The following is a 14,238-nucleotide window of genomic DNA, read 5'->3' as shown; positions in this document are numbered from 1 at the left end:
CATTTTTAGCGAAGAATAACCAAAAAAAATAGCGTTTCTACAGAATGTAGTTGTATTACGCGACTAATAGTTTAAGATAAGAAAATGGATGGTCATTGAACAAGGAGCAAAGGAAAAATGCCAGATAAAATCATAAATGAATTAACCACATTCGCTGACAAGCTACTTACCTGCATCGCCGCTGATAATGAAGAAGGACAACAGAAATTAATCAATATTTTTAGTCAGGCAAAAAAAAAATACAGTAATGAAGATTCTACAATTTGGTGGTGGGTTTATAGTTTTAGTCGTAAACGCTCAGAAGAATTTAGTCACACGATAGATACTTTAAAGATATTCCCCAAGCCAACAATCCGTCTGCAAGAGTTCCAACAATTTTTTAGTGCAGGAAAATGGGAGACAACTTCTGCCAATACTGAGTTATTTCTTCTTCTAATCAACTCGATATCAGGGTATGAGAAGGAGCCTGATAGCTACCTTCACGAAGTTATTATCCCGCCTTTAAGAGAGTTATTGTTAAAAAAAATCAAAGTACTTCTCCAACAATATGAAATCAGTGAAAGACAGGCAGCAGAGCGAGAAAAAGAATTAAAGCTTATGCGTGAAGCTAAAAATAAAGAAGCAGAAACCATTCATGTTGTTAGTGATGAAGAAAGAGCTAAATTGCTGGCTATCAAAAACCCCGATCATCAAGTGTTTTATTTGAGCGTTAGTCAATTGGATTCGGAAAAATCAAAATGGGAGTTAAGCTGGTATGATTTTAACGGCAAAGCGACTACATTAACGATAAGTAATGAGCTGGCTGTTGTACTAAGTCATGTGGAAGGGGAGCTAAAAAATTTATTGCTCAAAATAAATAGTAATTCTGATCAAGAAAAAAACAAATTATTAGCAGAGTTAATTACTAAGTCCGGTTCTGTTCGTGAAATTAAAGCAGAATGCAAAAGAATACTTGAAGTCATGTTAGATAAAACCCAAGTATTATTTGATCCTGCCTCTTCAAAGCTGGCTAATTTGGCTTCTACGTATGTTCTCAGACAAGAAACCAAGCCAACCAAGCTTTATTGGTATGATAGCTTAGGGAAAGAGAATCCATTAAATCTGGAAGATTATCCCGATCTTGCAATTTGGATAAGTAAGAAATCAAGTTTCTCAGAAAGTGATGTCCTACGTCTCAAAGTTTATTTAAGAGAGGTGAATACTCGTCGCAACGTTGATGAGGTGAAACAAAGTAAAATTAAAAACTTATTAAAGGAAATACATGGTATTACTTTAATTACGACTGACGATTGGTCAAAGATACCAGCTTATAAACTTACAAGAGACACCTTTATATTAACTCGTGAGCCTGATACAAAGACAGGGCAATGGGTTTTATACCAAAGACAAATAGGCGGGGTGAACGCTAGGGTGAATATACAAGCTTGGTCTAATGCTGATGCTATGGAGGGCTTTGAAAAAGTTCTGAAAAGTAACAATGACGTGTCTGCTGGTAATTTAAGTTTTGCGGCAAAAGAAAAACTCCGTGAATACATCAAACAATCTTCTGTTACTGTTCAAAAGGTGTCTTGTCATGCAATGAATCAGCTTGCGCCAACGACTAAACTGCAGTTGAAACCTGGTTCGTTTATTCTTACTAGAGAGGAGTGTAATTACCAACTTTACTATCAACTTTACTATATAGATACTTTGCAAAAATGCATTAAAGTCAATATGCAGGAATGTCCCTCTAAGGCTCTATCTTTATTGAGTAAGTGGGATTGTGAGCCTGAGGCCTTAGGTGATTCTAGATTAAATGAGCTTGCTAAAACGCTTGCTGACTTTAAAGCTGCGACACACCTCAATCTCGCCCAATTTTCCGAACTAGAGAGCGTATTGGGTAAACGCAACCATGGAAAAACAAAGGCTTCTATTCCTGTTGCGAAGCAGGAAGTAGAGCTTCCCCTGACTTCAACAGAAAAAAAACCCGGAAAATTGGATGTGTCTAAATTTGCGGTGGCGACTCTTTTTGGTCACAAAGCCCCTTCTACCAAAGTCTTTGGAGAGGATGATGAAAAGAGAATTGAGGACAAGAGTGAGTGTAGCTTAAGTAATTAAAAAGCGGGCTTGCATCATTTATGATGGTTGAAGTGGCATCCCGCTGGTCTTTACCGCGGGATCCATTTGCGGTGATTTATATTATGATCCTTGAGGTTTTTACTACTGAGACTGGATAGTTTACGAGATCCATCCCGAGGTAATAGGTAAACGCCAATCACGACCAAAAGATCTCGGCGATATTTTTATTCCAGGTGCCGCTTGCCGCCGCTTATATTCATTTCGTGTAATGAGACGAATAACTTTATTCACTTCAGCTGAAGGGTAACCGGCTTTAATAATTTCTTCTGCGTCAATATTATTTTCCATGTACGCCTTAATAATTTCATCAAGAATTGCATATTCTGGCAAAGAGTCTTGATCAGTCTGATTTTCAGCTAATTCAGCCGAAGGCGCGCGTGTAAGAACACGTTCAGGGATAACAGCAGAGATACGGTTACGGTAACGTGCAAGCGCATAAACTTGGGTTTTTAAGACATCTTTTAATACAGCAAACCCCCCAGCCATATCACCATATAAAGTTGCATAGCCCACCGCTGTTTCACTTTTATTACTGGTGGTGAGTACCATTTTTCCTGTTTTATTAGAAAGAGCCATTAATAATACACCACGAATTCTTGCCTGAATGTTTTCTTCCGTAATATCAGGTTCATATCCAGCAAAAGAGGGCGCTAATGTTTCAAAAAAAGAGTTGAGAGCTGGCTCAATGGACAGGGTTGTACTTCCTACTCCCATCGCAGTTAATTGTTGCTGCGAATCTTCTAGACTAATATTGGCTGTATAGCGAGAAGGCATCATGACTGCATGAACTCTCGAAGGACCTAGAGCGTCAACGGCAACGGCTAAAGTTAGAGCCGAATCAATACCGCCTGATAACCCTAGTAAAACTCCGGGGAAACCATTTTTTTCTACATAATCACGAGTACCGCAGACCAATGCTTCATAAATTAATTTTTCATAATCAAGTAGGGGAGTAATTTCACTTGTAATTTTTTTGTCGCTAAGTGTCACTGCGTGTAGGGTTTCCTGAAAAGCCGGTGCTCTAGCACATAAGGCTCCGAGCGCATCAAAAGCCATGGATTGGCCATCAAAAACCAATTCATCTTGTCCTCCCACTTGATTGACATAAAAAATGGCTATGCCGTGTGAGGTGTGCTTACGTAATAATTCTTCACGTAATTGCTGTTTCTGGTAGTCAAATGGGGAGGCATTTATACAAAAAACACCGTCCACTCCTACTTGCAGTAATTGTTCAATAGGACCAACGTGCCAAATATCCTCACAAATGCAGACACCGAGTTGATAACCCTTAATTGACAAGATACAAGGTTTGGCTTCTCCCGGTGTAAAATAACGTTGTTCATCAAATACACCGTAATTGGGTAGATGTTGCTTATAGTAGCGGGCCATGCGAGTGCCACTATAAAATACACTGGCAGCGTTAAAGCAGTCTTTCTCTTCTAAACTGGGATGACCAATGATGATATAGCATTCTTTGCTATGCTTTTGAATGGTTTGTAATGCGTTTTCAACCTGTTGATGAAAATCCTCACGCAGAAGCAAATCTTCAGGGGGATAGCCGGTTACTACCAATTCAGGGAAAACGATAACATCGTATTGGTGCTGATATGCTTTAACAATATTACAAATTTTTTCAGTATTTGCTTGAATGGCTCCCACGGTAGGGTTCATTTGAGCCATTAGAATTTGTAGAGTATGGGACATTCCTTAGATACTAGCCAATGTGATTACTTTACCTAATTCTATAACAACTTTATCCAAAGTTAACCTTTTCATTGAATAATGACTTAACAAAATGGCAGGACATCCTTGTCTAATTTAGTTTAAATATACGTAGGTCCGTCTAAGGTATCCTTTCCATTAGATTCAGTGCTAAAAGCTTTCTTTTCCTTCTCATCATCTATTTTGACTTTAGGTACCTGGAAAAATCGAGAGGAGATTCTTTCTTCTTGTTCAAAACTATGAATACGTAGGATACTTCTACTAATTACTGAGGTTTGACAACGCAAGGCACCATTCATAGTTGCCACAACTTGAGTAACACTGGTTGCCCCCATAATGCCATAATAGATTCCTGAAAAAGAGCCATCATAGTCATAGCCTTCGAGCATATCGACGCTTCGAAGTTCTTTGATACCTAACTTTTGTAGTGATGCCTCGAATTGCGAGACAAAAGACTTCATTTCGCAGTGGGAGGCAATGAAATAGCGACCACTGTTTAAATCAAGTGCTACACCGTTCATCATTAAAGCCAAAGCACCATCATAGCAATCTGAGCTTTTACAATAAGGAACAAAGGCAAGTTCAGCGGGATCCTCATGATTATCGAGATAAAATAAGCAACCAAAAACTTTAGCTACTTCAAAGCCATGCTTTTCAAGTAATGTGCAGGTCTGGTCAATAATGCTCTTCTCGAATTTTTTCTCAAGAGAGGTGAAAGTGTCTTTGATTTTCGCAATTATATCTGCACTCAATTCAAAATCGATGTCGTTTTGTTGGAAAGAATGAACAATAAACTGTCCATTCCCTAAATAAGCCATTTGTAAGTCAAGGTGATAAGTCCACTGAGGGATTATCAGCAGATTTTTGGGACCACAAGGCAGTTCTGCAAGGATTAGTTCGATGGCTATACTACGGCTGCAATCATTATAAGCCATAGTTTCCGATACTACGTTTTCTCCAACCAAGTAAAAACGCTCACCAAATTTATTAATTGCACAAAATAGGTTACCACCTTCAATAACTACCTTATGGAGTAAGGTTGTTTGACCAATCACCTCTTTGGAGCTGTTCCACCAATCAAAATAAGATTTTATATTAGTTTTTGATTGGTGATGTTGGTCTAAATTAAGCTTTCCATAATAGAGTTTGTCATTATTCTTAGCAGTACTAATAAATGATGGCGTTAAATAAGGTTTTACTTTTACTGCTGAGGTTAGAATTTCGTCGCCTACGGAAATGACATAATCTTTTGTCCAATTACCTTGAGGAAATTGGTGTGTAGTAATACTAAAGTCTAACTCTTCGCTTAGCTTACATAGTGATTTGTAGTAAGGAGATTTTTGATTAATAAGGATGGTGGAGTTATCCGTTAACACATCTTCAGCAAAGAGAACACCATGAAATAATGATGTCACTTCTTCTTTGGGCTTTCCACTCAGTTGATAAAGGTTTTGTGCAATTTTATAAGCTTCTTTATACTTGCCCAATTTTAATTCTTGCCGGCATTTCATCAATAGATCATTTCCTAAGACCTTATGTTCCGCAGGTAGGCTAAGATATACTGCACGCAGTGTTCGATTTATAAAATTTATACTCGCTAAAATTTTCATGATAAAAATACAATGTGTTTTATGTTGTACCAGATAGTACTTCATATATATTAACTGAGTATTAAGAGGGCGAGTAATTATGAAAACACAAGAATTAAATATTGTTCAATGAGAGTTATAATTAATTAATTAGATTGTATTGTAGTCACGTCCTGGTTTTTCTCAAGAGCAATGTGGACTTATCTAATATCAAAAATAAGCTGAATTGGTTATAATTTCTCGTTTAACTTCTCAAGAGTAAAGTTGTATGCTCAAAGATGCATTATCACGGATGGCTGAAGTTTTTTTACCGACCATCTTGATGTATGGTCAAGAGTATCAGCAAAAAGGATATGTTCTTAATATTCGCCTTAGTGATGGTTTACTCAAGGCTCGAGTTAAGGGTGGTTCCAGTCAAATTTATGATGTTCACATTGACCTCAAATCCTGGCCCGCAAATCCCGCTCACTGCAGTTGTTCTTATCATATTAATTGCAAACATGCAGTGGCTAGTTTGTTTGCTTTACAGGTAAGAGAAAACTATGAAATTCCAGCCCCTTCTACAGAAAATAAAGACCAGTCTTTGGACTCCTGGTTAGCTGATTTACGAGAAAAGGAAGAGAAAAAAATTACAAGAGATAATTCTCACGAAGTTGTTTATCTAGTTGAGCCGCAATTTCATGAATATGAACATCGTATCATTGTAAAACCAGCGATAGTAAAACGGCGAAAAAAGGGAGGTATAGGGAAGAAAATTTTTTTCAATAGTGTCACCAACAATCGCCGACAATATTTTACTGCTGAAGATGAAAAAATTATTGCAACTTTAATTGAGAAAAATAATGGCCAACTTTGGTTTGATAAATTCTCAATTAGGAATAGTGACTTGCTGCAACAGATTTTAAATACAAAAAGAGTCTATTTAGCGCAAGCAAATGAACCCAAATTAGAACTGGGTGAAACTTTACCGGCAATATTAGTTTGGCAATTAGCATCAGACGGCAAACAGCATGCTGTTTTACAAGCCTATGATGAGAAAATTTGCCCTATGTTCCTGGATAAGATTTGGTACTTTGATAAAGAAGAGAATGTTTTAGGTTTTGTTGATGTTCCCTATAACTTAGGGCAATTAAAAAAAATTCTTAATACCCCACCAATTGAGTTGGAGCAAATCGCATCAATTGCGATGCAAATCACCATCAGCAATCCTGATATGCCTACACCTCAAATTTATGAAGATAAAGAAGTACAACTTATAGAGCCTTCTATTCGTCTTATTTTTGATGCAATTGAATTAACTGCCGATCCGCAAGAGCAAACCAATGCAGAACCAAAGATGTTATTTGTGGTAGATGTATTTTTTGATTATGCGGGAATAAAAGTCAATGCTGCGGATACCAATGATAAATTAATGCAGGCAACAGGAAAAAAACTATTAGAAATTCCACGCAATTTTACTTTTGAAAAAGAAATCTACCATGAAATTACCCAAGTCCTTAGTCTTCGTAGCCCCTCTGTTGCTGAAAAATTGTGGTCTGAATACGATATTAGCAAAGAGAAAATATTGACTCATTTTCATAGTGAGAATGATTTGCCTCGATTTTACAAAGAAATAATTCCTGTACTTGAAAAAAAGAAATGGCAGGTTGAATTTATTCATCCTATTTATAAAGAATTAGTTGAAGCCGATGAAGTTGAATGGTTTTCGGAAATCGAAGAGCAGAGTAATGATTTCTTTTCATATCAGTTAGGAATTTTGGTTGATGGTAAACAAGTTAGTATTGTCCCTTTAATAGCGGATTTGATTGGTCGTCTCGATAAAAATAAGATTGATGATCTGCCTAATACAACCCGTGTGAAAATGCCTTTGCCTGATGGAAAAGTTCTGCAGGTAACGTTAGGGCGAATTAAACCATTGATTCGCTTTCTCCTTCAATACGGCACACGCCATGCTAAAAATGAAGCACGATTGCAGATTAATCGCTATCAATTGATACTCATGCAGGAAACTGAACAAGCAACGCTCGCCATTTCTGCTCGGTGGCTTGGAGCAGAAACCATACGCCAACAGTTACAACAGCTAACGACATCAACTAAACTGCCGAAAATTCCTGTCCCTCAAGGTTTAAATGCCACTCTGCGAGATTATCAACAAGAGGGACTTAATTGGTTACAATTTTTACGTGCAAGTCATTTTGGGGGCGTGCTTGCAGATGATATGGGGTTAGGTAAAACGGTACAAACATTAGCCCATTTGCAAGTTGAGAAAGAGCAAGGACGTTTAACCAAAGCCAGTCTTATCGTTGCGCCGACAAGCCTGGTCGGCAATTGGTTTGAGGAGGCAAAGCGCTTTACCCCAGAACTGAAGCTATTGGTATTTCATGGAGCTTCTCGTCATCAAGATAATTTTGATGACTACGACATTGTTATTTCCACTTATGGACTGATTCAGCGTGATAAATCGCGTTTTATTGATTATCCATTTTATTATTTAATTCTGGATGAATCTCAATCAATAAAAAATGCTCGTACTAAAACTACACAAATTATTCAGCAAATCTCAGCAAAACATCGACTTTGTTTATCAGGCACTCCTTTGGAAAATCACTTAGGGGAGTTATGGTCATTATTCCATTTCTTAATGCCTGGTTTATTAGGGGAGGCTAAGCAATTTAGTCAATTTTTCAGAAAGCCCATAGAAAAACAATATGACACGGAAAGAAGACAACTATTAGCAAAGCGCGTACAGCCTTTTATATTGCGTCGAACTAAAAATCAGGTTGCGCGAGAGTTACCTGACAAAACGGAAATGACTCGTACTATTGAGTTAATAGGACCGCAGCGTGATCTCTACGAAGCGATAAGAATGAGCATGGAGAAAAAAGTACGTGAAGCAATTTCCAAGCAAGGAATGGAAAAAAGTCATATTGTGCTTTTGGATGCCTTATTAAAATTAAGACAGGTTTGTTGCGACCCTAGATTACTATCAATGCCTGAGGCTGAAATTGCTTATGGGGCATCAGCAAAGCTAGACACTTTAATGGAATTGTTGGAAAGTCTGGTCGATGAAGGTCGACATATTCTAATTTTTTCGCAATTTACATCTATGCTTAAACTGATTGAAGAACAATTGATCAATCGCAATTATGAGTATTTAAAACTAACTGGCCAAACGCAAAATAGACAAGCTCTTGTTAATACATTCCAACAAGGAGATATTCCTATTTTTTTAATTAGCTTAAAAGCAGGAGGCACAGGTTTAAATTTAACTCGCGCTGATACAGTTATTCATTATGATCCTTGGTGGAATCCTGCAGTTGAAGATCAAGCAACAGATAGAAGTCATAGAATTGGCCAAGAAAATCCAGTGTTTGTTTACAAATTAATCACTACTGGCACAGTTGAAGAAGCTATTTTGGCAATGCAGGATAGAAAAAGACAATTATTCGATGGCATATTGTCCGACAGCATTAGTGGGGTGTCCGGTTTAACTACCAAAGATATAGAGCAATTTTTTATGCCTTTGCCCACAGAATAATGCATCCGCACTCAAGGATATGGGCTATTTAACAAAATTTATCTTGTTGAGAATTTTTTAGATTGCAAACCTAGAAATCCTAGCCTATTCTTTTTATGAGAAAAATTATGGAGAAATCTCATGAGACAATGGAAGGCATTATTAGCATTTGTATTAACAGTATTTTTCATACCAGCTGCTTTGGCAATATCACCGGCTGGTACTTGGACAACTATTGATGACAAAACAGGCCAGAAGAGGGCTGTTGTTCGTTTATCAGTATCTGGTGGTACGTTAAATGGCACTATTGTAAAAATTTATCCACAACCTGGTGATACTGGTATTTGCTCTAAATGTCCAGGTGGTTTTAAAGGCAAACCTATCCAAGGTTTACAATTTGTTTGGGGCTTAAAAGATAAAGGCAATGGTGAGTGGGAGGGTGGCCAAATCCTCGATCCTAAGACCGGAAAAGTTTATCGCGCCAAAATGACTTTAAAAGGCAACAAGCTTTATGTACGTGGTTATGTCGGCGTTTCTGCGCTAGGCCGCACTCAAGTTTGGGTTCGCTAATTCTGCCCTTATAAAGAATAACAGTTAAAAAGACACACTTTGGTGTGTCTTTTTTTTTATTCAGCATTACAATAGGCAGAATACCAGTTTTTTACCATCATCATCATGGCTGCAGAACTAAAAACACGAAAACATACTGTTGATTCTTTGAAAGCTCCCCCACACTCAGCCGAAGCTGAGCAGGCTATTATCGGTGGGTTAATGCTTGATAATCAGGTTTGGGATGTCATCAATACGAAATTATGTGATGCCGATTTTTATCGTACTGAGCATAGGGTTCTTTACCGTGCTATTAGCGAGTTGGCAAAAAAAGAACAGCCTTTTGATGTGGTGACTTTACTGGATATCCTAAAATCAACGAACCAACTTGATGATGCTGGTGGAGAAACTTATCTTTTTGAGTTAGCAAATAATACACCCAGTGTCGCTAACGTGTCTTCTTATGCTGACATTGTGCGTGAAAAATCAGTACAACGACAGTTAATCACTGTCGCCAATGATATTGCTGATTCGGCTTACAATCCTTTAGGAAGAGAAGTTACAGAACTTTTGGATTTTGCTGAGACTAAAGTATTTGCGATTGCTGAGCAAACAGCAGGTGATGGTGGCCCTGAAAGTATTAAAACAATTCTGGTGAAAACAGTCGAGAAGATTGATGCACTTTATCACAATGGTGATGCGTTAACTGGTTTACCTACTGGCTTGTCCGATTTTGATGAGAGAACTTCTGGTTTACAGCCTTCTGATCTTATTATTGTGGCTGGACGACCTTCAATGGGTAAAACCACATTAGTAATGAACATGGCGGAGCATGCCGCGATAAAGGCAGGAAAGCCAGTATTGGTATTTTCTATGGAAATGCCCTCAGATTCATTAGCGATGCGTATGATGTCTTCTTTAGGAAGAATAGACCAGCACCGTCTGCGCACTGGGAAATTAGAAGATGACGATTGGCCACGAGTGACTTCTGCGGTTCATTTATTATCAGAAGCGCCTTTATTCATTGATGATACAGCCGCTTTAAGTCCTGCAGAAATGCGCGCCCGTGCAAGACGACTAGCCAAAGAGCATGGTCAATTAGGCTTGATTGTGGTGGACTATTTGCAATTAATGAAAGTGCCTGGTTTTAAGGCAGATAATCGCACAGCAGAAATTTCAGAAATTTCGCGTAGTTTAAAGTCATTAGCAAAAGAATTGGAAGTACCTGTCATTGCTTTATCACAGTTAAACCGTAGCCTTGAACAACGTCAAGATAAACGCCCAGTGATGTCTGATCTTCGTGAATCAGGTGCAATTGAGCAAGATGCGGACTTAATTTGTTTCATTTATCGTGATGAAGTTTACAATGAAGATAGCCCTGATAAGGGGACAGCGGAACTTATTATTGCAAAACAGCGTAATGGCCCTATTGGTAAAGTCCGGGTTGCTTTTCTTGGTAAGTATACGCGTTTTGAAGATTTAGCTTTTAATGGTTACCAAGGGGAAGATTAGCGTGGCAAGACCCACTCGTGTGCAAATTGATGCAACGGCACTCCTGCATAACCTCAATTTCATAAAACGTTGTGCTCCCGGCTCAAAAGTTATTGCTATGGTTAAAGCGAATGCTTATGGTTGTGGTTTAGCCGCCGTGGTCCCAGTGCTGGAAGGACAAGTTTATGCCTTTGGCGTTGCGTGTCTTGAGGAAGCAATGGCTATTCGAGCACTAGGTATCCGCAGTGATTGTGTTTTATTCCAGGGAGTATTCAATCCAGAGGAGCTGCATTTAGTTGCTGCCCATAAACTGCAATGTGTCATTCATCAGCCATACCAATTGCAATGGTTATTGGCGAATCCTTTAGCCAATAAAATTAGAGTGTGGGTGAAGGTGAATACAGGGATGCATCGCTTAGGTTTCGCACCTCAAGAGGTACATGAGATCATTAATGCCTTAACTAATTGTCCCTGGGTTGATTCAGAGATTGGTTTAATGACCCATTTAGCGTGCGCTGATGAACCTGATCACCCAAGCAACCAAAGGCAATTGCAAGTTTTTAGAGAACTTGATTTACCAGCGATAAAACTAACAAAAAGTATTAGTAATTCAGCAGCCATTTTAGCATTGCCAGAAACCCATGCGGATGTCGTACGTCCTGGAATCATGCTATACGGCGTTTCTCCTTTTAATAATCAAACAGGACAAGAATTAGGTTTAATGCCTGTCATGCGTTTCGTTTCGGCAATTAGTGCAATCCATCATTATCCTGCCCAAGCCCGTGTGGGTTATGGCGGGACTTGGCAAACTTCAAGACCTTCGATTATTGGCGTGGTGGCAGTAGGTTATGGTGATGGTTATCCCCGACATATCGCTCAGAATACTCCAGTTTGGGTCAATGGTAGCCACGTTCCTATTGTGGGACGTGTTTCTATGGATATGCTAACTGTGGATCTAACAAATTGTCCTGAGGTAAAAGTTGGGGATCCAGTCGAGTTATGGGGGCAACATATTCCTGTAGAATCAATAGCATTATCTGCGGGAACAATTGCTTATGAATTGTTATGTCAATTTTCACCTCGAGTTCGTCAAGAGTAAAAGGTTAAAAATTGCGCGAATTATGGATAATATCTAAACGTGATGCTAGAATACAAACCGATTTTACAACGATACTAGGTGAATTCATGAAAAAAATAGCGTTGGTATCTCTATCACTATCTGTTTTTCTTGCTAGTTGTGCGCAAGTAACAAACGAAGGTGTAGGTACTGTCACAGGCGGTGTTGTTGGTGGACTTATTGGTAGCCAATTTGGTGGTGGTTCCGGTAAAGTTGCTGCGGCTGCAGGTGGCGCTTTATTAGGCGCTTTTCTAGGGGGTAACATTGGTCGTACCATGGATCGCCTCGATCGCTTGGAGATGCAAAAAGCATTAGAAACGGCTCCAACAGGTCGCGCTGTAGTTTGGCAAAATCCAGACAACGGCAACCGTTATACAGTACAACCCACAAGAACTTACTATACAAATAGTCAGCCTTGCCGTGAATATATCACCAGAGCAATAATTGGCGGTAAGTCACAACAAATCTATGGCAAAGCCTGCCGTCAGGCAGATGGCTCTTGGAAAGTTGCTAGCTAGCATCGCAATTCCCTATTCTTGTCTGATTAAAAATCAGACAAGAATCTACAATATCCAGTTTTGTGGACCTAATTAGGGGCATTGCCTTTAAGATTTGACGATGCCACTCTCTTATGGAACTATAGAGTTTAAGCATACCCGCTCCAAAATTCACTCTCACTCAACTAGAGTAACCAAAGCTATCATCGCGGATATAGCTCTCTTTATTAATATACTTATAGCCGATTAAAAGGAGTTTAATCATGAGCATACTTATCAAAGGCAGCATTCTTATTTTTTCACTTTATTCATTTCAAGTGCTTGCGGATAATGAAATTGAACAGGGTGTTGAAAACAAGCAGTCAGAGAAATCATTGCTTGAGTATTGGACCCCTGAACGCTTGATGAATGCTAAAGAAATGCCTTATCCAAAAGCGGATCCCAATCAAGTTCAGGAAATCGATAAAGACTCATTAGAAGCACCTTCCGAGGTGGAAGGATTCCCTCAAGGAGAAGAAGGTGCTCCTCCAGAAAACGAAATTGAGCCTGGTTCAACCCCTTTGATTCCTCAAAATATGCTTGATTTGAAACAGGAAACCACATCCCAATTCTTTTTTGAGCGCGGATTATCTGGTGCTAATTTTACAAGTTCTCGTTTAGTTCCTTTAACAGCCGATTTGTCATATCCCTACAGAACTGTAGGGCGATTATTCTTTACTATTCCTGGAGCTGGTAATTATACTTGCTCAGCATCTGTTCTTCAGCAAAGAGTCATTGTTACAGCTGGCCATTGCGTACATTCAGGAAACCGCTCTGGCTATTTTACTAATTTTTTATTCATACCGGCTTATCGAGATGGGAAGGCTCCTTACCAGACTTGGTCATGGCGATATGTTGTTACTACCTCTACATGGGCAACAGGAGGAGGAAACGTTCCAAATGCTGCGGACTATGCCATGATTGAAGTTAATGATAAAACCATTAGTGGTACTGTTAGGCGTCTTGGCTCTGTTACTGGTTATTTAGGTTATCGACTTGTCTCCTTGACTCCAAATCATGTTCATCTTTTAGGATATCCTTGTAATTTAGATTCTTGTTCAAAAATGCACCAGGTGATGGCTCAGAGTTTTCGTTCGGTTGCTCCCAACAATGTCGAATATGGTTCTGATATGCAAGGTGGCTCCAGCGGGGGGCCATGGGTACAAAATTTTGGTCTTACCGCCGTTGGCCAGGTGGGGGCCAATAATCCTTATAGGAATGCCATTGTAGGTATAACATCTTATGGGTATGTTAATGAGCGTATCATGTTGCAAGGAAGTTCGGTGTTAGATACCCGATTTGCTAACCTACGAAATATAGTCTGTAATCATCGAGCTGGTAATTGCAGTTAATATTGTGAAAAGTATAGATGTTACGTTGATGTAATCTAGTTATAAATTGCTTTGTACGGGACAAAAATTTCTGAAAAGATAGATAGGAAGCAAAGCTAAGAAATAACTCGCTGATTTTAAATGTATTTCATATAATCATTTCGTCTAAAAAAGGATATAATATGAAATATATCAGCGAGTTGCTTGAGATTTTAGGCCAACAACTGGATTGGCACAAGTCACGACTAGATTGTTTTGGTCAAATGTG

9 protein-coding genes are annotated in these 14,238 nt (G+C 38.9%); 7 read left to right on the top strand and 2 right to left on the bottom strand.

The features are described 5' to 3' along the window. Positions 1 to 117 precede the first annotated feature (117 nt). Positions 118 to 2,097, top strand: a complete 1,980-nt coding sequence (locus Lbru_RS09980; RefSeq protein WP_058441987.1) for a hypothetical protein — start codon at positions 118 to 120, stop codon at positions 2,095 to 2,097. 120 nt (positions 2,098 to 2,217) lie between these two features. Here Lbru_RS09980 and Lbru_RS09975 read toward each other — a convergent pair whose 3' ends face one another. Further along, positions 2,218 to 3,822: an NAD+ synthase gene (locus Lbru_RS09975; protein ID WP_058441986.1), complete on the bottom strand. Its 1,605-nt coding sequence runs from the start codon at positions 3,820 to 3,822 to the stop codon at positions 2,218 to 2,220. A 119-nt stretch (positions 3,823 to 3,941) separates the two neighbouring features. Beyond that, a complete protein-coding gene (locus Lbru_RS09970; RefSeq protein ID WP_157061507.1) occupies positions 3,942 to 5,450 on the bottom strand; it encodes a hypothetical protein in 1,509 nt (502 codons plus the stop codon). A gap of 247 nt (positions 5,451 to 5,697) precedes the next feature. On the opposite strand from Lbru_RS09970, the gene Lbru_RS09965 reads away from it, so the two are divergent. The 6 genes from Lbru_RS09965 to Lbru_RS09940 all read left to right on the top strand — a co-directional run bounded on the left by Lbru_RS09965 (position 5,698) and on the right by Lbru_RS09940 (position 13,991). Beyond that, a complete protein-coding gene (locus tag Lbru_RS09965; protein ID WP_058441984.1) occupies positions 5,698 to 8,967 on the top strand; it encodes a DEAD/DEAH box helicase in 3,270 nt (1,089 codons plus the stop codon). A gap of 120 nt (positions 8,968 to 9,087) precedes the next feature. Continuing rightward, positions 9,088 to 9,516, top strand: a complete 429-nt coding sequence (locus tag Lbru_RS09960; RefSeq protein WP_058441983.1) for a DUF2147 domain-containing protein — start codon at positions 9,088 to 9,090, stop codon at positions 9,514 to 9,516. Positions 9,517 to 9,621: 105 nt separating this feature from the next. Beyond that, a complete protein-coding gene (gene dnaB, locus Lbru_RS09955) occupies positions 9,622 to 11,007 on the top strand; it encodes a replicative DNA helicase (RefSeq protein ID WP_058441982.1) in 1,386 nt (461 codons plus the stop codon). 1 nt (position 11,008) lies between these two features. Continuing rightward, entirely contained in the window at positions 11,009 to 12,085 is a 1,077-nt protein-coding gene (gene alr / locus Lbru_RS09950) for an alanine racemase (RefSeq protein WP_058441981.1), read from the top strand. Between the two features lie 86 nt (positions 12,086 to 12,171). Continuing rightward, positions 12,172 to 12,621 (top strand): RT0821/Lpp0805 family surface protein, encoded by a 450-nt coding sequence (locus Lbru_RS09945; protein WP_058441980.1) that lies wholly within the window; start codon positions 12,172 to 12,174, stop codon positions 12,619 to 12,621. A 242-nt stretch (positions 12,622 to 12,863) separates the two neighbouring features. Further along, the gene (locus tag Lbru_RS09940; protein ID WP_058441979.1) at positions 12,864 to 13,991 is read left to right on the top strand and encodes a trypsin-like serine peptidase; all 1,128 of its coding nucleotides are present in this window, start codon (positions 12,864 to 12,866) and stop codon (positions 13,989 to 13,991) included. The last annotated feature ends 247 nt before the right edge of the window (positions 13,992 to 14,238 follow it).

Source organism: Legionella brunensis (assembly GCF_001467025.1).
Lineage (GTDB): Bacteria > Pseudomonadota > Gammaproteobacteria > Legionellales > Legionellaceae > Tatlockia > Tatlockia brunensis.
This window is presented reverse-complemented; position numbering and strand designations above follow the sequence as displayed.